The organism is Paenibacillus sp. FSL H3-0457 (genome assembly GCF_037981725.1).
GTDB lineage: Bacteria > Bacillota > Bacilli > Paenibacillales > Paenibacillaceae > Paenibacillus > Paenibacillus amylolyticus.
In genome coordinates, this window is sequence record NZ_CP150283.1 from 5,824,290 (window position 1) to 5,846,876 (window position 22,587).

Annotated in this window: 28 protein-coding genes; 6 read left to right on the forward strand and 22 right to left on the reverse strand. The window is 47.4% G+C overall.

All coding sequences use genetic code 11. From position 1 onward, the window contains the following. Nucleotides 1–76 precede the first annotated feature (76 nt). The 11 genes from gatB to MHH25_RS25925 all read right to left on the reverse strand — a co-directional run bounded on the left by gatB (nucleotide 77) and on the right by MHH25_RS25925 (nucleotide 7,638). On the reverse strand, nucleotides 77–1,516 hold the full coding sequence (gene gatB, locus MHH25_RS25875; protein WP_340018517.1) for an Asp-tRNA(Asn)/Glu-tRNA(Gln) amidotransferase subunit GatB: 1,440 nt from the start codon (nucleotides 1,514–1,516) through the stop codon (nucleotides 77–79). Nucleotides 1,517–1,542: 26 nt separating this feature from the next. Beyond that, nucleotides 1,543–3,000, reverse strand: a complete 1,458-nt coding sequence (gatA, locus tag MHH25_RS25880; RefSeq protein ID WP_340018518.1) for an Asp-tRNA(Asn)/Glu-tRNA(Gln) amidotransferase subunit GatA — start codon at nucleotides 2,998–3,000, stop codon at nucleotides 1,543–1,545. A 27-nt stretch (nucleotides 3,001–3,027) separates the two neighbouring features. Then, nucleotides 3,028–3,315, reverse strand: a complete 288-nt coding sequence (gatC, locus tag MHH25_RS25885; protein WP_036607033.1) for an Asp-tRNA(Asn)/Glu-tRNA(Gln) amidotransferase subunit GatC — start codon at nucleotides 3,313–3,315, stop codon at nucleotides 3,028–3,030. 205 nt (nucleotides 3,316–3,520) lie between these two features. Next, nucleotides 3,521–3,904, reverse strand: a complete 384-nt coding sequence (locus MHH25_RS25890) for a hypothetical protein (protein WP_024631336.1) — start codon at nucleotides 3,902–3,904, stop codon at nucleotides 3,521–3,523. A 131-nt stretch (nucleotides 3,905–4,035) separates the two neighbouring features. Further along, nucleotides 4,036–4,266: a hypothetical protein gene (locus tag MHH25_RS25895; RefSeq protein WP_179088694.1), complete on the reverse strand. Its 231-nt coding sequence runs from the start codon at nucleotides 4,264–4,266 to the stop codon at nucleotides 4,036–4,038. Continuing rightward, a complete protein-coding gene (locus tag MHH25_RS25900) occupies nucleotides 4,259–4,594 on the reverse strand; it encodes a YxlC family protein (protein ID WP_036607022.1) in 336 nt (111 codons plus the stop codon). Before MHH25_RS25900 ends, MHH25_RS25895 begins: the two co-directional genes overlap by 8 nt. Before the next feature lie 2 nt (nucleotides 4,595–4,596). Beyond that, complete coding sequence (gene sigY, locus MHH25_RS25905) at nucleotides 4,597–5,127, reverse strand: RNA polymerase sigma factor SigY (RefSeq protein ID WP_340018519.1); 531 nt, start codon at nucleotides 5,125–5,127, stop codon at nucleotides 4,597–4,599. 101 nt (nucleotides 5,128–5,228) lie between these two features. Further along, complete coding sequence (locus tag MHH25_RS25910; RefSeq protein ID WP_340018520.1) at nucleotides 5,229–5,474, reverse strand: hypothetical protein; 246 nt, start codon at nucleotides 5,472–5,474, stop codon at nucleotides 5,229–5,231. 338 nt (nucleotides 5,475–5,812) lie between these two features. Next, nucleotides 5,813–6,445 carry an MBL fold metallo-hydrolase gene (locus MHH25_RS25915; RefSeq protein ID WP_036607016.1) on the reverse strand — a complete coding sequence of 211 codons (633 nt, stop codon included), beginning with the start codon at nucleotides 6,443–6,445 and terminating at the stop codon, nucleotides 5,813–5,815. Between the two features lie 6 nt (nucleotides 6,446–6,451). Further along, nucleotides 6,452–7,021, reverse strand: a complete 570-nt coding sequence (locus MHH25_RS25920) for a thioredoxin family protein (protein ID WP_017692292.1) — start codon at nucleotides 7,019–7,021, stop codon at nucleotides 6,452–6,454. Nucleotides 7,022–7,023: 2 nt separating this feature from the next. Then, nucleotides 7,024–7,638: a DedA family protein gene (locus MHH25_RS25925; protein WP_340018521.1), complete on the reverse strand. Its 615-nt coding sequence runs from the start codon at nucleotides 7,636–7,638 to the stop codon at nucleotides 7,024–7,026. 160 nt (nucleotides 7,639–7,798) lie between these two features. Here MHH25_RS25925 and MHH25_RS25930 point away from each other — a divergent pair, with 160 nt between their 5' ends. Next, nucleotides 7,799–8,146 (forward strand): hypothetical protein, encoded by a 348-nt coding sequence (locus MHH25_RS25930; RefSeq protein ID WP_036607010.1) that lies wholly within the window; start codon nucleotides 7,799–7,801, stop codon nucleotides 8,144–8,146. A 650-nt stretch (nucleotides 8,147–8,796) separates the two neighbouring features. On the opposite strand, the gene MHH25_RS25935 is transcribed toward MHH25_RS25930, so the two are convergent. The 5 genes from MHH25_RS25935 to yyaC all read right to left on the reverse strand — a co-directional run bounded on the left by MHH25_RS25935 (nucleotide 8,797) and on the right by yyaC (nucleotide 15,294). Next, nucleotides 8,797–11,373 (reverse strand): O-antigen ligase family protein, encoded by a 2,577-nt coding sequence (locus MHH25_RS25935; protein WP_340018522.1) that lies wholly within the window; start codon nucleotides 11,371–11,373, stop codon nucleotides 8,797–8,799. 191 nt (nucleotides 11,374–11,564) lie between these two features. After that, nucleotides 11,565–12,812, reverse strand: coding sequence for an SAM-dependent methyltransferase (locus MHH25_RS25940; protein WP_047841566.1), 1,248 nt, complete (start codon nucleotides 12,810–12,812; stop codon nucleotides 11,565–11,567). A 96-nt stretch (nucleotides 12,813–12,908) separates the two neighbouring features. Continuing rightward, on the reverse strand, nucleotides 12,909–13,613 hold the full coding sequence (locus MHH25_RS25945) for a DUF6483 family protein (RefSeq protein WP_076253599.1): 705 nt from the start codon (nucleotides 13,611–13,613) through the stop codon (nucleotides 12,909–12,911). Nucleotides 13,614–13,884: 271 nt separating this feature from the next. After that, a complete protein-coding gene (locus MHH25_RS25950) occupies nucleotides 13,885–14,676 on the reverse strand; it encodes an alpha/beta hydrolase (RefSeq protein ID WP_036607004.1) in 792 nt (263 codons plus the stop codon). A gap of 60 nt (nucleotides 14,677–14,736) precedes the next feature. Beyond that, entirely contained in the window at nucleotides 14,737–15,294 is a 558-nt protein-coding gene (yyaC, locus tag MHH25_RS25955; RefSeq protein WP_081745863.1) for a spore protease YyaC, read from the reverse strand. 158 nt (nucleotides 15,295–15,452) lie between these two features. On the opposite strand from yyaC, the gene MHH25_RS25960 reads away from it, so the two are divergent. Further along, a complete protein-coding gene (locus MHH25_RS25960; RefSeq protein ID WP_017692283.1) occupies nucleotides 15,453–15,677 on the forward strand; it encodes a DUF1128 domain-containing protein in 225 nt (74 codons plus the stop codon). A gap of 62 nt (nucleotides 15,678–15,739) precedes the next feature. Here MHH25_RS25960 and MHH25_RS25965 read toward each other — a convergent pair whose 3' ends face one another. Next, nucleotides 15,740–16,465, reverse strand: a complete 726-nt coding sequence (locus MHH25_RS25965) for a pirin family protein (protein WP_036607001.1) — start codon at nucleotides 16,463–16,465, stop codon at nucleotides 15,740–15,742. Nucleotides 16,466–16,604: 139 nt separating this feature from the next. Further along, nucleotides 16,605–17,624, reverse strand: a complete 1,020-nt coding sequence (locus MHH25_RS25970; protein WP_036668003.1) for an asparaginase — start codon at nucleotides 17,622–17,624, stop codon at nucleotides 16,605–16,607. 177 nt (nucleotides 17,625–17,801) lie between these two features. Here MHH25_RS25970 and MHH25_RS25975 point away from each other — a divergent pair, with 177 nt between their 5' ends. The 4 genes from MHH25_RS25975 to MHH25_RS25990 all read left to right on the forward strand — a co-directional run bounded on the left by MHH25_RS25975 (nucleotide 17,802) and on the right by MHH25_RS25990 (nucleotide 19,817). After that, nucleotides 17,802–18,503, forward strand: a complete 702-nt coding sequence (locus tag MHH25_RS25975; protein WP_051449537.1) for a phosphatase PAP2 family protein — start codon at nucleotides 17,802–17,804, stop codon at nucleotides 18,501–18,503. Nucleotides 18,504–18,637: 134 nt separating this feature from the next. After that, nucleotides 18,638–18,895, forward strand: coding sequence for a GlsB/YeaQ/YmgE family stress response membrane protein (locus MHH25_RS25980; protein ID WP_017692278.1), 258 nt, complete (start codon nucleotides 18,638–18,640; stop codon nucleotides 18,893–18,895). 64 nt (nucleotides 18,896–18,959) lie between these two features. Then, nucleotides 18,960–19,367: a YtxH domain-containing protein gene (locus MHH25_RS25985; protein WP_036606997.1), complete on the forward strand. Its 408-nt coding sequence runs from the start codon at nucleotides 18,960–18,962 to the stop codon at nucleotides 19,365–19,367. A gap of 84 nt (nucleotides 19,368–19,451) precedes the next feature. After that, nucleotides 19,452–19,817 (forward strand): DUF5665 domain-containing protein, encoded by a 366-nt coding sequence (locus MHH25_RS25990; protein WP_017692276.1) that lies wholly within the window; start codon nucleotides 19,452–19,454, stop codon nucleotides 19,815–19,817. A 20-nt stretch (nucleotides 19,818–19,837) separates the two neighbouring features. Here MHH25_RS25990 and MHH25_RS25995 read toward each other — a convergent pair whose 3' ends face one another. The 4 genes from MHH25_RS25995 to MHH25_RS26010 form a co-directional block, all read right to left on the reverse strand. After that, nucleotides 19,838–20,890, reverse strand: a complete 1,053-nt coding sequence (locus MHH25_RS25995) for a magnesium transporter CorA family protein (protein WP_081745867.1) — start codon at nucleotides 20,888–20,890, stop codon at nucleotides 19,838–19,840. Nucleotides 20,891–21,000: 110 nt separating this feature from the next. Further along, nucleotides 21,001–21,774, reverse strand: coding sequence for a sigma-70 family RNA polymerase sigma factor (locus tag MHH25_RS26000; protein WP_036606995.1), 774 nt, complete (start codon nucleotides 21,772–21,774; stop codon nucleotides 21,001–21,003). Continuing rightward, on the reverse strand, nucleotides 21,771–22,223 hold the full coding sequence (gene rsbW, locus MHH25_RS26005; RefSeq protein ID WP_036606993.1) for an anti-sigma B factor RsbW: 453 nt from the start codon (nucleotides 22,221–22,223) through the stop codon (nucleotides 21,771–21,773). The genes MHH25_RS26000 and rsbW overlap by 4 nt, the downstream gene beginning before the upstream one ends. A gap of 18 nt (nucleotides 22,224–22,241) precedes the next feature. Further along, nucleotides 22,242–22,580: an STAS domain-containing protein gene (locus tag MHH25_RS26010; protein WP_036606989.1), complete on the reverse strand. Its 339-nt coding sequence runs from the start codon at nucleotides 22,578–22,580 to the stop codon at nucleotides 22,242–22,244. Nucleotides 22,581–22,587 lie beyond the last annotated feature (7 nt).

Consider the following 22,587-nt stretch of genomic DNA (forward strand, 5'->3'; position numbering starts at 1 on the left):
TACATTTGTATTTATCAATACCAAAAAGAGGCTGTCACAGGGACGAGCCTCTTTCTGTCCGGCCTCACCGGAAGGATTAGCGGTTCAGTACATCTGCAAGCAGTTGGTTGGCTAAAGCGGGATTCGCCTTGCCTTTACTTTCTTTCATAACCTGACCAACAAGGAAGCCAATGGCTTTTTGTTTACCAGCTTTATAGTCTTCCACGGATTGAGGATTATTCACTACAACCTGCTCAACGATGGCAAGAATGGCGCCTTCATCGCTAATCTGCACAAGACCCTTCTCTTCAACGATCTGCTGTGGAAGCTTGCCGCTCTCCAGCATTTCCTTGAATACCGTTTTGGCGATTTTGCTGTTGATTGTGCCCTTCTCAAGCAGCCCAATCATCTCACCCAAGCCTTGACCTGTCAGTGGAACTTGAGTCACTTCAAGGTTGCTCGTATTCAGGTAACCCAGCAAGTCGCCCATGATCCAGTTGGATACGGACTTCGCATCCTGAGTGTATTTCAGACTATCTTCAAAAAGATCTGCCACAGCTTTGGAGGAGGTAATAACCTCTGCATCATAACTAGGCAATCCATAATCAGCCGTGTAACGCGCCTTGCGCTCGTCTGGAAGCTCAGGTATGGTAGCTCTGATCCGCTCTTTCCAGGCTTCGTCGATATGCAGCTTCACGAGATCCGGGTCCGGGAAATAACGATAGTCATGCGCCTGTTCCTTACCACGCATCGACAGTGTTTTCCCTTGAGCTTCGTCCCAGCGACGCGTCTCCTGAACCACTTCACCGCCATCATCCAGAATCTCAGCCTGACGGTATTGTTCATATTCCAGACCACGCTGAACACCACGGAAGGAGTTCATGTTCTTCAGCTCGGCTCTTGTTCCCAGCTTCTCCTGTCCATGTGGACGCAAACTGATGTTGGCGTCACAACGCAGTGATCCTTCTTCCATCTTCACGTCCGACACATCACAGTACTGCATGATTGCACGCATTTTTTCAAGATACGCACGTGCCTCTTCCGGAGAAGAAATCTCAGGTTCGGATACAATCTCCACAAGTGGAGTACCGACACGGTTAAAGTCCACCAAAGACGCGTATCCGCCATCGATATGTGTAAGCTTCCCTGCATCTTCTTCCAAGTGAAGACGTGTAATGCCGATTCGTTTCGTTTCACCATTCACTTCGATATCAATCCAGCCATTCTCACCGATCGGTTGATCGAATTGCGAGATCTGATAGGCTTTGGGTGAATCGGGGTAAAAGTAGTTTTTACGGTCAAACTTGCTGACATCAGCAATCGTACAATTCAGGGCCATCGCTGCCTTCATAGCATAGTCTACCGCCTGACGATTCAGTACAGGCAGTACACCCGGATGTCCGAGACAGACCGGGCAGGTATGCGTGTTCGGCGGAGCTCCAAAAGCTGTGGAGCAGCCACAGAAAATTTTGGAGTTGGTATGCAACTCCACGTGGACTTCAAGTCCAACGACCGTTTCATATTTAGATGCGGACATTTCTATATTCCTCCGTTCCGGGCAGTCTACAGCTGCGGACGCTGCTTGTGGAATTCTGTATTTTGTTCAAACGCATGCGCTACACGCAATACGGTTGTTTCATCAAAGGCTTTACCGATAATCTGCAGGCCAACAGGCAATCCATCCGAGAATCCACATGGAATGCTAACAGCAGGTACACCAGCAAGGTTAACCGGAATAGTCAAAATATCGTTCAGATACATCGTAAGTGGATCATCCACCTGTGAACCCAGTTTGAACGCCGTAGTTGGCGCAGTTGGTCCGATAATCACATCATATTTGGAAAATACATTGTCGAAATCCTGTTTGATCAATGTACGTACCTTCTGTGCTTTCAGATAATAGGCATCATAGTAACCCGAGCTGAGTGCATACGTTCCGAGCATGATACGTCGTTTCACTTCCGGACCAAAGCCTTGACTGCGGGACTGATGGTACAGATCCAGCAAGTTATCCGGATTGTCAGCACGCACGCCATAACGTACGCCATCAAATCGAGCCAAGTTGGAAGAAGCCTCTGAAGATGCCAGCAGGTAATACGTAGCCACCGCATATTCGGTATGCGGAAGGGATACTTCTTCCCATGTTGCCCCGAGCCCTTCAAGAACTTTCAATGCAGACAAAACTGTCTCTTTCACTTGTGGATCTACGCCTTCACCGATGTATTCTTTCGGAACGGCAATGCGAAGCCCTTTAACATCACCTGTCAGTCCACTCAAATAATCCGGGATCTCTACTTTTGCAGATGTCGAATCTTTGGCGTCATAACCAGCAATGGCTTGCAATACATAAGCAGAATCTTCAACATTTTTCGTCAAAGGACCAATCTGATCCAGGGATGATGCAAATGCAACCAATCCAAAGCGGGAAACAAGTCCATACGTCGGCTTCAATCCAACAACACCGCAATACGAAGCAGGCTGTCTGATGGAGCCACCTGTATCTGATCCAAGCGTGAAGTATGCTTCTCCCGCAGCTACAGCTGCTGCCGAACCACCGCTGGAACCTCCTGGAACACGATCAAGTGCCCATGGATTACGTACAGGGGAGAAACTTGAATTCTCATTGGAGCCGCCCATGGCGAATTCGTCCATGTTGAGTTTACCAATAGTTACGGTGTCCGCATCTTTCAATTTCTCGACAACTGTCGCGTCATACACCGGGTCGAAATTACGAAGGAATTGGCTACCACACGTCGTGCGCAGTCCGTTCGTAACGATGTTATCCTTAATACCTACAGGCAGACCAAAAAGCAAACCTTTCTCCTCGCCGCTAACCAGACGGTCATCCAGTTGACGTGCACGAGCGCGTGCTTGTTCTTCATCCAGTGCCAAATATGCCTTAACTTTATCGTCATGCGCACCAATGTTCTGATACGCCTGATCCACCAAATCGCTGACCGACAGCTCTTTGGCATGCAGCTTGTTATGTAACTCAGGCAACGATTGTTCAAATAAACTCACAGTTTTTGTCCTCCTTCCGGTTATCCGTTATTCCATTACTGCAGGCACTTTAAACTGCCCGTCTTCTTCTTCCGGTGCATTGCGCATCACCTGTTCAATCGACAGGCTTTCTTTGGTCTCATCTTCACGCATAACATTGCTTACGTGCAGAACGTGAGTGGTGGGCTCGATGTCTTCTGTATCCAGCTCATTCAGCTTTTCTGCATATTTTAAAATCGCGTTCAGCTGACCTGTCAGGGTCTGTTCTTCTTCAGCAGTCAAGTTGAGCCGGGCAAGCTTGGCCACATGCTGAACGTCATTATTCGAAATACTCATTAGCGGATGCCTCCTTCATTCGTTCTGATTCCCGAAACGACCTGAAACGAATCGCTCGTTTAACGGGCTAAAGTCTCAAGATAACTTTTTTCATTATAGGTGAGATAGTTCGACAATTCAATGCAAATGACCTGACTGACTTCTGGGAAGCTAAAAACGAACTTATAAAATAAAAAAGAGCCGGCATCAGCCGACTCTTAAAATTCTAAATCCATGCACGCAGATTAACCTGCTTTATAAAATCCGCCTGTGACATAACATCGTTCGCGGTTTCCTCTTCCTCTTCCACAGCTTGAAAATCTCCGTTCATCAGATGATGAAACAGCTTCTCATTGTGTGTCGCAAGGGCGTAATCTATCAACGCTTCTCGCTCGACCCGCTCAGCTTCCTGCTTCAGCAGAACCTCTTCCAGATCGACGTCGCCGGATGGAACAAAAAAGTTCCGGTTTACCTGCGGCACTCGAAGCACGTAATCGAACGCATTGTCCGGATTCCGGTCATAAGCGATGATGAAACCATATTCCCCCACAGGAAGATTCTGCTCAAACGCATCCGCGACGATGACAACCTTCTCTCCTAATCGCAGCATCGTCTAACCTCCTGGTAGTCTATCATTAATATTTATTTGTATAGTCTACTAGAAAAGAATAACGATGTCTAGGAATACTAGAATTAAACAACATATTTGTGCAAAATCTTTTTTCCATTTTTAAAATGATGTTATTTCTGATTCCGTACACCTGGCTTGCGCTGTGATCGAATCACGACAAACCAATATATTATGAGCGGCGTAGGAAATCCTGTGATGCCCCATAATCCCCATAACCAAGGGAAACGTCCACGTCTGCGTGCGTCCTGAAAAATCCATGTGCCCTGAACCAGAAGAAAAATGCCAAGCAATGTAAGCCACAGTGGAGAAATCTCATCCAATGAATAATGCATTTTATTCATGATGAACCTCCTTCCGGCGCCATCCGGCCCAGATTACAACCAAAATCACCGCAACAGCTGTACCAAGAGCCTGAATTCCCAGATATAGAGCTGGAGCAGATACGAAAAATAATGCACTAAAGGTAATGGCAAGCAATCCAACCAACCAAAAACATATCATCTCAATCCAATTGGCTCGACGTCTAATCTGTCTCCGTTCCCTGACTTGGGCTTCAAGTGCACCCAAAGAAGGAATGCTTGTCGGCTCAAATGCATCATCCAGCACTTTCATGTGTTGCTGCAATCGTTCTACAACTTCTTGTTCTTGTGCATCATCTGATCTGCTCATCCTTACTCCAGCTCCTTTCTTAACTGACGGAGACCATAAGCTGTGCGTGACTTCACCGTTCCCGCAGGAATACCCAGCATTTCCCCGATCTCGTCATATCCGTATCCATAATAATGCTTCAGTAGCACTGCTACACGATGTTCGGGTGTCAGTCTTGTCATCGCATCCATGACATCTGTCCATTCTTCATTCCGAGTCTCAAGCTGCCAGCGGAATCGACGTACAGCCTGATCCCGAATGAGAGAAAGCCAGTTCTGTTCTCTCTTCTTACGTCTTGTCTTATCGATATAGATGCGAGTCGCAATGGTGATCATCCATGATGAAAAGGCAGACGTGCCATCATATCGATGGATATTTTCCATACAACGAATCATCGTATCCTGCACCGTCTCTTCTGCGAGGTTAGCATCCATCATCACTTTGACAAGATACTTATACACAAACGTGTAGTGACGTTGCAACAACGCTGCGAGTGCGCTATCGTCTCCCGATACTGCTCTGCGTACCTCTTCCAGCTCAGCTGCCTCTATCATGAAATCACCTGCTTCCCGTTCAATCTGGAGTTAATACGACAGGCTCTGCAAAAACGTTCAATGAAATCAAAAAAAATCAAACCCGACAATTTCCCGGGCAATCAGACTTGATTCCGGTAATCTTGCAGCTTGTCGAACCACGGTTGGTTGCGGGCTCCGTTTCTTAAAACACGGCTTGCCCATATATTCTGCTGAGACTTCACCACTTCATTGGCCATGCTAGGGTTATGTATTAAAGCTCGCTCAGTACCTGTTTCTCTTTTCCCACTTTCCAATATGCGACGGTTTTCTTCAATGATCGGATACTCGACACGCTGATTCAACGGAATAACTCTTGTTTTCTCCACTTTGATATTCCCCACTCTCATGATCTACTATTTCTTAAATTCATCGCTTTAAACAATCTGTACTTGCTGCTAACTTGCTATTGGTCTAAAACTGGCTTGTGATGAAGCGCATCTTGCATCTCTATGTAGCGTAAAAAAGGCTAATTCTGTGATAAAAAGGGGCTGAAAACAAAAAAAGAACGCAAACCGGGTATAGACCACAGTCTGCGTGCTTCGCGAGGTTGGGTGTTTCTTGGTAATGCTTCAGTTAGATGATGCCTTAACGCTTGTAACAACTAATTGCTATTCTAATGAAAAAGTTGTCACTTGTCCAGACTTTCTTCACATATCATGTCGGATTATCTTGCGGACACGTAAGGATTGTTCTGTTTCTCATAACCAATGGTCGTTTTGGGACCATGACCTGGATATACTTTCACTTCATCAGCAAAGGTGTAAAGCTTGTTCTGGATTGAATCAATCAGATCCCGTTCACGCCCTCCTGTCAGGTCCGTTCTGCCCACACCCATGCGGAACAGCACATCACCGGCAAACAGGTCGTTATCACAAAGCAAACTTACACTGCCTGGGGAATGTCCAGGTGTATGGAACACTTTAAACGTATGCCCAATCAGATTCAGCTTCTGCCCTTCGTCCATGGCATATTCAGCAGGATCTGTCGAAAGCGGTGGTGTCGCCTGCGGCCAATTCAAAGATCCATTTAATTTCGGGGTGGTGAGCCAGTCACTCTCCAAGTCATGAAGATAAACGGGACATCCCTTCAATTTACGGATCTCATCTACCCCGCCCATATGATCAAAGTGAGCATGAGTGAGGAGAATCGCTTCAATCTCCAAGTCTTGGATCGCCTTAAGCAGCGGCCCTGGATTCATGCCTGGATCGATAATGACGGCTTTACCCGGATCATCTCCTTGTAAGAGATACGCATTGGTCTGAAGCGGGCCTAGTGTAAACGTACGAATGTTAAGCATATCGGCTTAGTAACCCGAAATCAGTTCACGCAGCTCACGGATAATGGCCGCATGTGACTCCGTTCCTTCCCCATAACGTTTACCAATCTCTTGACGTGCTACAGCCAAATTTTCTTGATAATCTGCTGCTTCACGATCTGGATTAAGGCGTTTGAATTCAATCATGACTTCCTGTACATGCTGCGGACGAGGTCCCCACTGACCTAACACATGACCACCTGTATCTGCAAAAATAACGACTGGCACGGAACGGCCACCCATCGTCAGGAACTCATCCATCACTTCCGGATGGTTCTCCATGATCAGAACTTCAGTGGGGATTCCTGAGATTTCAAGCGCCTGGAACACAACCGGAATATTACGGACAACATCCCCGCACCAGTCAGCAGCCAGAATTAACACACGCAGATCATCGCGATGGTTCAGGCTCTCAAAGAACTCACGATCCTCTTCGTTCGACCAAGTAAAGCTATCATAGTTGGCCTGGAATTCACTTTGGTTCTTGGTCATACTCTCGATAAAATCTTTCGGTGGAAGACCTTTACCGAATTTGTGAGACAAGTTGGGTTTACCCATGACTAGACACTTCCTTTCTTTTTACGAACATTCATCCATTTAATAAGTACATAAACGATCATAAGGGCGAGAGCGACAAGCAAAATAGGCATAACATATGGTGCCGCTTTCTCATCAATATGCTTCCATTGATCTCCAAGAATCATCCCTAAATATATAAACAATGCAGTCCAAGGTATAACAGCGAGTGTAGTAAGCAAGATGAATTTGCCTGTGTGCATTTTCGTGATGCCAGCCGGGATGGAGATTGCATGTCTTACCACCGGAACAAAACGAGCCGTGAAAATGACACCTGTACCATACTTGCGGAACCACTCCTCGGAATGGTCGATGTGTTTTTTCTGGATGAGTATGTATTTACCGTAGCGTTCAAGCACAGGTCTGCCGCCATAACGGCCAATCCAGTAAATAAATAACTGGGCAATCACACCGCCCACCGTACCAAAAATCATAGCACCGAAGAAGTTGATATTACCTTGTGAAACGAGAAAACCTCCATACGCCAGCACAATTTCGCTTGGGATAACTTCCAACATTAATCCAAGCATGATTCCAAAGTACCCAAGACTTTGAATCCAATCGAACAATTGGCCAACAAGGTTATGAATAGCGTCCATCTCAACCCTCTTTCTCCATCCTGATTGGCGGTGCCCCTCCGCACCATGGATGTTCGTCCCTATTTTATCACAGGGCTGTGGACGTTGCTACTTCACGAGGTTGGGATAGTGTCCCGTTCGCAGCAGTCCGCATATGGTATGGGGAGAGGAGCGTGAGAAGATGTCACACAAGTCAATACCCGGTTCTCCGCCGGTCAAACATACGCAATCTGGTCAAAACCTTCCTTCCGCCAGAGGAATTCGCAGGGCATGCAGCAAGGAATTGTACCGGACAGCCAAAAGACTAAAAGTATATGTCTCTCCCGAACGGATGAAGCAGGCGGAAGAATATTATTACGGTAAGGTGATCACAAATCTGCTCTGGATTGGGGAGAATCGCGACAACCGCAAGAAATTATGTGAGTGGTGGAACAAGGATGTCAGTGCCGAGATCGCAGCGATGTGGGAAGTAGATGTTGAACCATTAAAAGATGCGTTTCAGCATGCATTTGGCGGTTATCGTCTGTAGATATGGAGGAATGAGGCAGATAGCTGTGTCTTCAAACCTACTGAAAGACGCAGCAAAGCTGAAGCGAATCTGAACATGTTAGGAACAGGCACGGGCACTGTGTCCTTAAACGTGTGATGTTAGTGCCTCCCTTCACGTACGAGCAAGCGATAGAGACAACATAAATGCGAATTGCTCACTTATGATGTAAAGCTTCGCTCTGGGCGGAATTCAGGGTCGTCCTCTGGCTTACGGATCGAGCAGAGCATGGAGCCGACCACCATGGGGAGCATGAACATAAGCTGAGAGTATATTTTCATGCTCATGCTCATGCTCATACTCATACTCAAGTTCAAGCCCATGAGCGGTAACGAATCTTAGGCGTCTTATTCGAGGATTTGAAGCACTCTTAGAAATCTAAGGAATCTGAGACACGTTATATCGGAATTTTTGGACTTTTATAGGGTTTTTGTTAGGGAATTTCCGGAAATAACGTGTCTGATGTTCCTTACAATTTAAAAGGAGGAGCTAAAGGCCAAATAAGACGTCCTGTGTTCCTTAGAAAATCGCATACCCATCCGCGAGGAGCAGCCAGCTTGGACTCCCAGAATTTTTAGACGTTGACATCCATCATCATTTCGCTTGGGTTAGCGTCAAGATCCAGCAGTGATTCAAGGGCTCCGCTTAGTCAACTCTGGAGTAAACGGAGGAGAAGAACCCGAAGCAAGCCTGCGCAGGTTCTCTCCATAGCCTGGAGCATGTTCTTCCAGTACAAAACGACGATCATTGCGAACGTTTCCTGCTTCCACTTCCTCAGCCAACAGTTGATACCGTTCATACATCTGTACACCAGCGGCGGCAGTCTGTCGGGCTCGATCCGTGAATCCTGCCTTCCATTCCCGCCGCGTTGCCTGCTCCATCCAATACAAAGCCGTGGATTGGCCAATGCCATCATACCGATTCAATGCGATCGCTTGTTCAAAATATTCTCCAGCTTGCTGTCCTTCGTCGAATTGGGCTGCCAATCGTCCCAGTTCGATGTAAATCTGAGGGTGCATCGGGGAATGGGACAAGCTGTTTAAAAGGAGTGTTTCTGCTTCTCGTACCGGGAGCGTTCGCGCAAAGGATATCACGATATCCGCTCGATTCGGGTTAGACTGAAGAGCAGCCATAAGATGCACCTTCTGCGCTGGAGTGCCATCCGGTTCAGACATCGCCTGACGGTACTGCACTTCTGCTACGGCATATCGAGAGGTCAGCCAGACTGTTCCACCAATCCAGAAAAGAATGATCATCACTGTGGATACCCTTATTAGCCGAGCAGTTACTCGCTGAAAAATATGAAAGAAGGAACGCATCGGGACAGCTGATGGGTGGGATTGGGTTGATAAATATCGCAAGAAAAGAGATCTGGTTTTAGATCTCAATTTAGATCCCGATTTGGATCTGACAGGAGTGTATTTCACAGTTACGCCGGATCGCTGGCCCCCCTCTGTTTCCGTCTTCAATGCGACTGCCCAAGCACCGAGCCAGATGAAGAGCATCCAAAATAATGTAAAGCTCCAGTCAAAGTCCATCACCCCATGCAGGCCAAAAACAAGCACGGATGGCATGAGCTGCGGTGCAAAATAAAAGATGCTTCGCAGGGTGAGGAGAAACCACCCTGCGACAAGCAGGATGCCGATCATGCCCGTGTCCAGGGCGAGATCGAGCAGGCCGTTGTGGACCTCGCCTCCAACATAAGGCGAGGATTGAATGGCGCGGAACATGTTGCGCCATGTATCCCCACCGTGGCCGAGCCATGCGGCCTCGGTCCACAGCTGGAGGGCGTCCCGCCACATCTGTAGGCGGGACATCCCAGTGCCGACACCCGCCGCGAGGCGATCGGCGGTGGAGGCCACGGCCATCAGTGCAGCGGCGGCTCCCGCCAGCACAATGGCCGTCAGAGCAGCGGCGCGCGGAGCCTTGGCGGCGCCGCTGTGCCATAGACGGCACAGCAGCAGCGTGCCGAGCAGCGCAGCTGCCCATGCCCCGGCCAGTGCCAGCAGGCCGGGCACGGGTGCAGGCGCCAGCTGGGCAGCAGCCAGCTGGCGGTACAGCCAGGCCGCGCACGCCAGTGGCGCGGCCATGGCCAGTAGCAGCGGCAGGCGGGCACCGCGCCGCTGCAAAGCAAAGGCGGCGACCGCGGCGCAGCCGGTCGCCAGCCAAGCGCCGCGCGACTCGCTCAGCAGGAGCGCGGCTTGCGCAGGCATGAGCGGCATCACTGCCGCGATGAGTCGCCCGGCCGGTACAGGCCGGGCTATGACTCGCGCGGTGGCTGTCAGCCGCTCCAATGCGTACATGCCAACAACGGCACCGTACGCATTCGGGTACTGCAATAGTCCGCCGAGCCTTGCTCCGGCGGAACTGATCTCGGGGTCAGCAGTCCGCATCACCCCGAAGGGCAGCGGCAATATCCCGCACACGGCAAAGATGCCGCTTAGCACAAGTAAGCCGCCTGCCATCTGCCAACCGCAGGCTAACCAACGCGCACCATTCGTGCGCGCAGCCAGTATTGCAGTGAGCAGCGTAAACATCGCAAGCAGGCTCCACCGCAGCATCTCATCCATGCTGCCCTGTTTACTCACTGAGCCTACCCATGCATGTAGCCCAAAACATGTCATCATCCCCAGCGGCCATAATACCCGCCACATTCCTGGAAATCGAAAAATTTTCTCAACGATTCGTTGGAGTCTCCCCCGACCCTGCCCCAATGACATGGGTATTCGTTCACTCGCCTTCTGCGGACGAATACCTACAAGGAAAAACAAAAACATAATCAATATGCTTCCTCCTGCGATCAAAAGGACAGGGTACAGATCCGCTGAATAGTACAGCCCTCGACTCAGACATCCTGCAAGCAGCAAGACAATGGAGAGTATGCCTACCCCAACAGTCCAACCCCATCCTGAATAACGTTTACACCTCAAACTTTGAGAAAAACGCCCTGACGCATCGGTCTGAATAGCTCCATTTGAATTATTTTTATCATCTTTTTTATACGTACCATCTTTGTTATATGTATCTTCCCTATTATATGTACTGTCTTTACTACCCTTACTGTCCCCATTACATAAGTCCCTGTTATCTACATATTCTGTACCATTTGCGTGGTGAGACCGTTCAAACGCCTGTTCCATCATTTCCTCATTCGCCGCATACCCTCGTCTATACTTTACAACTCCCTTATGCATTGTCCTATTCTTCATCCTTATACACCCTCCTTCCTTCCACCGCTCCATATGCATAACAAAAAGACAGAAGATCCCGATAACGGGTCCTTCTGCCTGATATACATCTGACAGTTATGATGTTGCTTGCTACGCAGTATGTGCATTGAATATCATTTTACATTCAGGGACCCTAATTGCAGTATGTCCCTGGATTGGCGTTGGCACACTCAGCAAAGGTCGCAATTTGCGGAATCTTGAACGGTTTCTTTGCTCGAATTTGATTTCCCATCGGCCTGCTTGCCATCGCCAGGAAGCAAATCGGCACAAGCCCGCTCCAAATATGGATCAGCATGAATGAAATCACGGAAAGCCGTATATTCATTCCACATCTCCGTCACTTCGCCAGCCTGACCGCGAACAGCACGAATCAATATGTTTTTAGGCGTATTCTCCATATCGATGAATTCAAGCAATTGTGTCTTGTATCCCATCAGATCAAGCAACTTGGCACGAATCCCATCCGTAGCCAGTGCGGAAAAACGTTCCTTGAGGATGCCATGGGACAACAACGGATTCATCACGGAAGCCTCTACTTGGTCAAACAGTTCATGCTGACAGCAAGGAACAGACAGAATAACAGAAGCCCCCCAACGAACTGCCTTCTCCAAAGCAGCATCGGTAGCTGTATCACAGGCATGCAGCGTGACAACCATATCCACTTCATTCAATTCATCGTAGTCCGCGATGTCTCCAACCAGAAACTTCAGATCGCCATAATGCAATCGATTAGCCAGATCATTACAGTGTTCAATTACATCTGCCTTCAAGTCCAACCCAATAATCTTGAGTGAACGCCGTTGTTGTACAGACAGATAATGATATAACGCAAATGTCAGATAAGACTTGCCACAACCAAAGTCAACGATGGTCAGTGGACGTCCTTCCGGCAGATGTGGTATGACATCCTGCACCATTTCGAGGAAACGGTTGATCTGTCTGAACTTGTCATACTTGCGGGCCAGCACACGACCTTCTTCGTTCATAATACCAAGTTCAACGAGGAACGATACGGGTACGCCTTCTTCTAATACATATTGCTTCTTGCGATTATGCGACAGATCCACCGCAGTTTTGGAAGCAGATTTGGTCAGAATGGATACTTTATATTTTTTGCTGATCAAAATTTGATAGTCTGCCTCGGTCGTACAGAGCAGCCCTTGACGAAACGTCTCTTCGCATAACAAAGTCATGCGCTCAGCCGCTTCAGCCGGAGTCAAATTCTCGTGCAGCACTTTGTTGTTATAATGAAATGCAAATTGATAATGCAGCTGATTCTTCAGTGTCACCGGCTTGACTTGCACTTTGGTATACGAGACATTGTCCCGTCTGCGCAGCTGGCTCCAGGTCGCTGTAATCAGCGAATTCTGTTCAAAGATGTCTTGTATAAGCTTTCGCAATGAATCCACGGGGTACATCTCACTTTCGATTTGGTTTGGTCAACCGTTACCATACCACAATTCCGTTCCCTCTCCAAGTAAAGGCATGTAACAGGCCTTGATCCAATCCATATTTTATGAGTTCATCTCTTGACGACTTAGTTCAGCTAGTCCCTCTTCAACTTCGTTCCGTGGCAGACCGCCCTGCTCCAGTTGTTCATCCGTGAGTGGGCTCAACCTTTCATAGAACGCCTGTACATCATCTCGGTAGCTCACCGGGAATTCAGCACCAAGCTGTAGCAGCCTGTACCAACTGTTCTCTGCCTGGTCATAACGCCCTTGTTGTTCACGATAAAGGGCAAGCTGTCTTTCGGTTCGAGCAGGGAGTTCATATTCTTTCGTAAGCCCCAACACACCCTCCACCCGTTCCGGTGCGTCCAACAACTTGGGATTAGCGCCATGATTCAATGCATACAGGTAAAAATGAAGTGATCTCATCAATCGAATGAGGGCGTCATCCTCTGCGTCCATTCTCTCCTGATCATCGATGCCTTCCACTTTGGCCTTCTCTTGATAGATGTAAGCCTCTTCTTCAATCAGCCTCGCGGCTTGCTGCAGATTATCTACCTCAATTATTCCGCGAAAACGGAACATTTCAATAACATCCTCTGCTGGCAATGAGTTCAGTAAAGATAAGTTCAACCCAAACTGCCTGCGCATCAACTCATCCAGTTCAGACAATGCCTCGGTGTGCTTACGCTGCTGTTTGAGCGTGAACACTTTGCCTATTGCTTCAGTCATTTCCTCCATCATGCGGAGCAGATAATCTTTTCTGAACATGCTGTATGCCCCCTCATCATTCGACCCTATACATTCAATCGTTCTCATATCGTTCCTTTATATTTATTTTAATTCATGCCATGACAAAAAGCCAAAAACAAGACACACGTGTCTTTGCTCTGGCCATGAACACACTAAACCCCTGCCTATCCCAAAGGGACGTGGCAGGGGCTCGGTTGAAATGGAACTGGGTACTCCTCCTCCACAAGAGGTTGAATCATCCAGGAACCAAACTATATTCTAATTATATCAACATAAATCACTTCATCAATTACTTCGATAATCCAGCCATAAATTGTTTAATGACCTGAATTAATTCTTCAGGAGCTTCATACATGCTCATATGACCTGCACCCGCAATCACGGCTTGCACGATATGTGGCTTGTCACTTGTAAATGTGCGTTCTGGCGGGATAACCGCATCCTTCTCTCCCGCAACCAGCAATACAGGTAAAGGTGTAGCCGATAACACATCGCGGCGATCCGGGCGTTCTCGCATAGCAAGTGCAGCACCAACAGCACCTTGAGGAGCAGTCTGGTATCCAATTTCCTTCACACGTGTTACATGCTTAGATAGCGATTCCACATGTTCCGGTGCAAACAGTCCGGGAACCAGTCCATCTACAAAATTCACGATACCTTCGGTCTGAATGGTGGATACAGCGCGCAGGCGTTTTTCCTTGGCTTCTTCACTGTCCGGATAGGCTGTCGAATGAATCAGACCAAATGCATTCAAACGCTCCGGGTGACGTTGTGCAATCGAGAGCGCAATGTATCCCCCCATCGAGTGTCCCAGAAGGACCGCTTTTTCCACATTCAACTCATCCATCAACTGTAATACATCGTTGCCCATCTGTTCGATGGTATAACTTCCTACAGGTGCATCTGTTTTTCCGTGTCCACGCAGATCAGGTACGATACAGCGATAACTGCGTGCCAGTTCAGGTACGACCTCATCCCAATACGATGAACTGCCACAGTATCCGTGGAGCAAAATGAGTGCTTCTCCCTTACCTTGTTCGGCATAACAAATCGTCGTTCCATCACACATCACTTTTTCCATATGAATCCCTCTCTCTGCGCGAATTAAATAATTCAGGTTGTATATTATTAAGCCTACATATCATGAATGAAACGTTTGTCTACATTTCCATGCTTCAATTGCGGCGTCTGCAATCGTTCGGGACATCCCCATGACCAAGTGAAGCGAGGTCATCTGCAAAATGGAATAGGGCCTTGGTCCATTCGCATTAACCACAGCTGCTACACTGTATTGTCCAACAGGGGGTAGCTTGCCTCCGACCGATTGGGCCGGAATGAGTGGGTTATTCGAGAGATAGTATGTACCTACCGCCTGCTTTGGACCCAGACATGCATCAATCGCTATGATGGCATGGTGTGCAGGAATAAGTGCCAATTTCTTTTCCAGCGTATCTGCATCACAAGGGGAAGACAGCGTGCCAATCACGTTCTCCATTCCGCTCTCTTGCAGTAAACTTCCTGTCAGTGGACCCAGAGCATCCCCGGTGGAACGATCAGTACCGATGCAGACAAACGTGATTTCAGCTGGAGAATGAAGTTGAACGATGTTTTTGAAAAATAAGACCAGATTCTCTGCAGGCACGCCTTTGCGGACTTCCCTTCCTTGATGGCGAACCATTTCTCGCTTATACGCTGCCAAGCTGTATTCCCTCCAGTGCACTCAGGTTTCCGTTAAATCCTGTTGTTGTATCCATCATTGTAACCGATGCTTGGTTTCCTCGCAAAAGCATTAGCCTGAGCGCTTCCAATCATGATACAATAACAAGAGTTTCCGATACGGAAGGGATGAACTTAACGATGGATTTAACACAAGCAACAGCAGCCAATATGGAATATATGATTGAAGCGATCAAAACCAAACTTCGTATGGCAAGCGGTGCCGCCATGCAAGCTTCTTCATTCCCACTTGAGAAATATGAAGATCTGTTTGACCTGTATGAAATGATTTTGAGCAAGGAACATCTCAGTATCTCTGAAGTGGAAGCTGTCGCTTCGGAACTGGGTAATCTTCGTAAATCTTAAGCCAAAAAAGGACCTGTTTTCCACATCACCGTGGGAACAGGTCCTTTTTCGCATGTTTATCCTTAAGGCAGGTCAACCAAAACAAATTCGGCAGGTTCACTGTCTGTACTCGTGATTTGCAGATCACAGCTTTTGCGAATTCGTGCGGCATCCCCCGGCTTGAGGTTGAAGTTACCATCCGAACAATGAATCTCCACATGTCCACTGATCAGGAAAAGATGTGTCCGTCGATCTTCGTGTTGCGGGTACATCAACTTTTTCCCGGACTCCAAATGGGACAGATAACAGGTTACATCCTGGGAAATAGGCAATGCGCCTTCGCTTCCCTCGCCCCCTTGCCCGGATACAATCGGACATAGACGATTCAAATGCTCCTGCGGCTCTATTCTCCGATTCGTATAGGAAGGTTTCAGCATACGCTCCGATGGCAAAAACCACATCTGGAGGAAACGTACCGGTTCATCCGCTGACGGATTGGTCTCGGAGTGTTCCACTCCCGTACCCGCACTCATCACCTGGACCGTTCCCGGTTCAAGCAATTGTTCTGTTCCCATACTATCCGTATGTTTGAGTGTACCTGATATGACATAACTGACGAGTTCAAGATCATGATGTGGATGTTTCTTAAAGCCTTCTTGCGGCATCAGCGTGTTTTCATTATGAGCCAACAGACAGCCAAAATGGGCATTGCTTGGATCATCATAATCCGCAAAGGAAAAGCTGAATTCACTGTGTATCCAACCTCGATCCGACGTGTGCCTTTCTTCCGATGTCACCACTTTAATCATGTTCATCCACCTCCAAGGGTTTAGAGCTGCCACATTACCGCGGCAGTCCATGCGTGTATATGAATTGTATAGATGAATACCAGTTGGTATGTCATCTTTACCCGGGGTCCGGCAACTCTAATCACGCCCCTTCTTAAGGTTATACGCTATCTTCAAGTGAGTGAAGAATGAACTCACTATCTGCATGACCTACAAGGGTACCCGCATCATTTCGGATGTCCGAAGGGAACACTTCAGCCAATCGTGCAATGGTTCTCTCATTGGAATAACCAATCTGTCTTAGGATGGATTGAGTGATGAAAGCCCACTCTTCCTCGGAACCATCAAGCACCTTGAAGGTGATTCCCAGTCTTTCTTTTTTCAGGCCAAAACCGAATACCCCCTTGAATCCACCCTTCGCTACAATGTTATTGTCTTCCAGCAGCACTGAATCTACACGCTCCGTGCCACCTACCATCAACGGATGTTCATTCATAGCTGATGTTATGGTCTCTACAGCTGTTCTTGTGGAAGGATCAGCGATAAGATCCGGACAAGCGAGCTTCAGATAAGCGTTCGACAATGCCGACAACGGCAAAGAAAATACCGGAAAGCCGCAGCCATCCGTCCCAAGCTTAATCTCTTTTTCCTCAATACCTGCCAGGTCGGCAAAGGTTTCAAGAATTTCTCGTTGTACCGGATGTTCCGGTTCAGCGTAACTGCCCAGATCAACCTGCTTCATCTGACTGTACCCCAGAATTCCCAGATGTTTTCCGGAGCAGTTGTGCAAGATGCGTCGTTTCTCTCCTTGTGCACGTAACCATTGATTACGGCTTTCTTCATTAAGCGGATAGCTTGGTGCACAGATCAGGCATTCTTCTCCCAATCCAATTTTACCGGATAACTGCTCCAGCACCCGAATGTGTTCCGGTTCCGAACGATGCGAAGAGGACATGATGGCAATCTCCTGTGCTGATAGGCCATAGTGACTGGCAATTCCTGCCCGAATACCTGGAATGGCTTGAAAAGGTTTGGCAGATGAGCGAGTGAACGCTCTAAAATGAGGGTCACCAGCCGAGTATACGATTCGGCCATACTCATCCGTAATACTTATGTGTCCGTAATGGGCGCATTCCATAACGCCTGCACGGTATTCTTTAATTAACAAGGCACTCTCCATGCGAGTTCTCTCCTTTGTGCTCCCGATTTCATCTCTGCTTTGCGTCACGACGCCGCATGGGATATCTTAAATAGTATAGTACAAAATCGACGTTTTTACAGTTTTTTCGACAGGCGTTTCGGGTATAGCTTTATCATCTATGTTCATCTACTACAATAACTGAAGGAGAAACTCATTATGCCGCGCAAAACGTATTCACCAGCCTCATTCAGTTCAAATTCCGGTACGTTATTACGTCCACTCTTCAACTGGGGGTTGGCTGGTCTGGCCCTCAGCGCATCGGTCGTATTTATCCTGGCAGGTCTGGGTGCCTGGTTGGGTGCTGATGTTATTATTCGTCTGGATGATCAAATTCAGCAATTATTTTATCTGAATTCAGATTCACGTCTTCATCTATTCCCTTACACTGCATTCATAACCGCACTGGGCTCATTCAAAATCTCTGCTGTGGCTGCAGGAGGTTTTGCTCTTCTTTTCTTCATTCAACGCAGTCCAAGGTTTGTTGTATATGGATATGCGCTCACGGGAAGTTTTGCCATGATGTGGATTCTGAACACCTTATTGAAGGAATTTTTCAGACGAAGCAGACCTGAACTGGATCATCTGCTGGTCGTTCACGGGTACAGCTTTCCAAGCGGACATGCCATGATCTCCATGGGCTTTTACGGCATGCTCTTTGTAATCTGGGCCATTGAACGACAGCGACATAACTCTTCCGGTGTGTGGCTTCCTGTTCTATGTGGTATTAGTTTTATTTTCTTGATTGGCCTCAGCCGGATCATGTTGGGCGTTCATTATCCTACAGATGTATTTACTGGATTTACTGCTGGATTGGCATGGATCTTCTGCATGGTTAAAGGCATTAAACAAAGCCACTAAAGAATCAATTCCTCTGATTTCCAGTTCATTCATCCTCATCTTTATTGTTTCACAGGGTTGCACGGGGTTTATATACGAAGTAAGCAAACGCGAACAGACAACATCCTACATCAAGTTTAAAGGAGGCGGTTGTTATGTGGGGCATCATTATCAGCATTGTGATGGCTGTCATCATCGGTTTGATCGGAGATGCACTTGCCGGTCACAACATGCCTGGAGGCATAATCGGTGCAATGATTGCCGGATTTGCCGGAGCCTGGCTGGGAGCACTCTTGCTTGGTAACTGGGGACCAGTTATCGGTAACTTTGCCATTATCCCTGCCATCATTGGTACAGCGCTCTTTGTTTTCTTGCTGGGGCTTGTGTCCAGACTGCTAAGACAGGCTGCCTGATTCGGGCAACAAGGTGTTCGTTGTTTCGTATTTGTTTCTTAAATTGAAGAAGGAGTGATTAGACATGAATAAAGCAGAAGAGCAATATCCTGTACAGACGGGTTCGACTTTCGCAAAAGGTATTTTCATCGGGGGTTTGCTGGGAGCTGCAGCAGCACTACTCTTTGCGCCTAAACCGGGACGTGAATTGCGTGGTGACCTTTCCGAGAAAGTGGGCATCGTTACTGACCGCACCAAAGAAGTGGCAACTGTTGTAGGTGACAAAGCCTCTGAACTGGCTAAAACGGTCTCTTCCAAAACTTCCGACATTGCAAAAACGGTAAATCAAGGCCGCAATGATGTAATGGACTCTGTGAGAAAAGCGTCCGCTGATGTGGCTAACGAAGCATCCCGTGCATCTGATGAAGTGGCTGCCGCTTCCGTTGAAGCGAAGGAAGATGCACGTAAAGAACTTAACTCGACTAGCCTGTAAGGCGATACAGATCGAGTGACTAATAGCCAGCTGCACTCCAGCTGGCTATTTTTTATCCAATGAGAGTTGAGGAGGACAAATAATATGAGTAAAGTTACAATCAACGGTAATACTCCAATTACGGGAGGAACACCGGCACAGCAGTATGATACAAGCGAGCACCCTTTTGAATTGCGTCATGAGGTAAAGCGATTGAACACCCGTCTGGACCAGATTGCGGACAGTCTGGAGAGAGCACAGATCAAGGATATTATTGAGAATTACAGCAGTCCCAAAAAGCGGATTATTACCAATTTTACAGCGGGCATGGCACGAGGTCTCGGTCTGACTGTGGGTACCTTTGTTGTTCTCGGTTTGCTGGCATTCATTCTCAGCCAATTCGTGAATATGCCAATTGTGGGCCAATATATCGCTGACTTGCTTGGTTATATTGAAGATTACAAAAACTAAGAGGACTAACCAACAGTAGGCTATCCCTTACGTTTTTCCGTTGCTCCTTTTTTCTCTGTCTCTTCAGCTGAAGGCTGTGAGGATTTCACTTTGAGCAGATCTCCTGTCCAGCCTTTCATCATCAGCCATACATACATGCTGATCATGCTTAAGATAATGACAACAAGGACCAGTACAACTCCCCATGATTTGTCGATAAAGGGCAGGTTCTCAAAGTTCATCCCCCATATCGCGCCAGCTGCCGTGGCAGGTATGAACACAGCAGTAACAATGGTCAGCGTCTTCATGATCTCATTGCCACGTACACCGGAGATCGCATTATCAATGGAGATTAACGTATCGATCTCTTTCTCGTAGTGACTAAACAAACGTTCCATTCGCTCTACTCGATGTTGGAGCTGCTGGAAATATCGATTTTCGTTGATTTCACTGAGATAAGCCTCATGGGCAGCAGCCATCAGTTCCGAATAGGGGATAAACAGATTGCTCCAGTATAACAGTTCAAATCGGGCGGCCAAAATCTGGTCCATTAAAGTTCGGGCATTGCGGGATTCCATCTTCCGTTCCAGATCACGCAGGTTCATCTCAAAATGATCCATCCCCACATGGTAGTAATGCAGTATAGCTCGAAAAAGTACAAACATCCCGTCCCTGGCTTCACTACATTGCTGTAACATATGGGCACGTTCATCCGTCTTCATAATGCCTCGTGTATTGTCATCCATATTCAAGGTAACCAGGTTATTGCGATCGACATAGAAAAACATCTGATTATCTTGACGTTTGTCATCTCTCTCATTCTTGACTGCATACAACAATGAACCAAATATGACTGGTTCTGTACCATTCACGAAACGGACGGACAAATAATTCGATTCCACTTCCGGAATCTTATGAAGCCAATACCGCATATCCGGAAACGCCTCTGTCAGCTCCCCCAACGCATCGTTCATGCTATCGGTGTCAGGCGCAACCCAATCCCACCATTGCCAATGGCCCGAGCAAGATAACTTGTCGCGGCGAGCTTCCAACTTGATTTGGTTCACAATCACAATATCCACTCCTGCACTCATGTTCTTCATTGCATACCCATCTTTTTGATCCCAAAAAGGACACGTATGCATTTCAGCGCATTGACGTGTCCTTCTTTATGCCGTACTCAACAACATTAGGGTTCCATTTTTCATAACATTGAAGCATTAGACATGATCTGTTTCAGTTTCTCTGTAGCTCGCTTCTGAATCCGAGATACACTCATCTGTGAAACACCAAGCTTCTGGGCAATTGCCCGCTGAGATTGGCCATCCTGGAATGCTAGAATAAGTACCTGCTGTTCTTGTTCCTTCAATTGTCCCAATGCCTGTTGCAAGTCCATCCGTTTTTCGACCGAATCATAGTCATTCACATCTGCACTGATCAGTTCTCCCAATGTTGCTGCACTGTCATCCTGAGATAAAGGAGAATCCAGTGATACATAGTGGTAACATTCCCGACCAGCCAGAACTTCAATTGTCTCTTCTGCAGTCAGATCAAGGTATTCAGCAATTTCGTTCACACCGGGTGAGCGCTCCAGCTTAACGGTTAACTCATCGATGGCATGTTGCACAAGGGCTCCCTTTTCCTTAATCCTCCGGGGCACCTGAATATACCAGGATTTATCACGCAAGTAGTTCTTCATATGACCGATCATGCTCTTCATGGCATAAGGTTCAAACGGAATACCTAGGTTGATATCGTATTGCTTAAGCAAACGAATCAAAGCCATCTGCCCGGTCTGATACAAGTCTTCGTATAGATCGGGGCGATTCCGAGCGATTTTACCTGCTGCCATCTTGACCATTGGTTCATATTTACGGATGAGAACTGTTGCAATTTCATTATCTAGGGTCTGCTGGTATTCCCAGATCAAACCTATAGCTTCAGACATGGACTCTGGGGGAGTCACTTTTTCATTCATACTTTCTCCTCACTTCTTGCAAGACGTTTTACGAGTACTACTTTCGTACCTTTGCCCGTCTCACTTTCCACACTGACATCATCCATCAAGGCTTGCATCAGGTAGAACCCAAGTCCGCCAATCTGTGCTTCCGTCAGTTCTTTGTCGTGTAGACCGGCACGTGACACAGCAGGGTTCATGTTCTCGAAGCTGGCACCTTCGTCCTTGACAATAATGGACAATGTTTCGCCATCCACTTCGAATACAACTTCAACCATGCCGCCTTCGTGTGAGTAGGCATACAATACAGAGTTGTTACAGGCCTCGGATACAGCAACTTTCATATCCTCAATGTCTTCGTAGGAAAATCCCATTTTGGATGCTACTCCATAGAGATTGAGTCTTACAATATCAACGTAATCAGCTGTCGCAGGTAAATTAAGGGTGACTCTTTGAACTTCTGCATTCATTCCTTTTTCGATCCTTTCCTATTGGGAATTCTTCTGTGTGACAAAGAATTTGGCGATGCCCGTCATGTCAAAAAGTTTCTGAATCTGCGCAGGAACTTCCTGTACTTCAAAGCGAGCTTCCATTCCATGTCTGGCCTTCAGAACAGATAACAGGATACCAATCCCTGTACTATCGATATACTTCAATTCTTTCATGTTAATCACAAGATCCTGTTCCTTGTTATCCACGAGCGGCTCCATCACCAAGCGGAAGTCAGGAGCAACCGACAAATCCAGTTCGCCAGTCAGATACACCGTACACACGCCGTCCTGAGTTTCAGTTCTTGCATTGAATTTTTCATTTTTATTTGTATTCATTAGACAT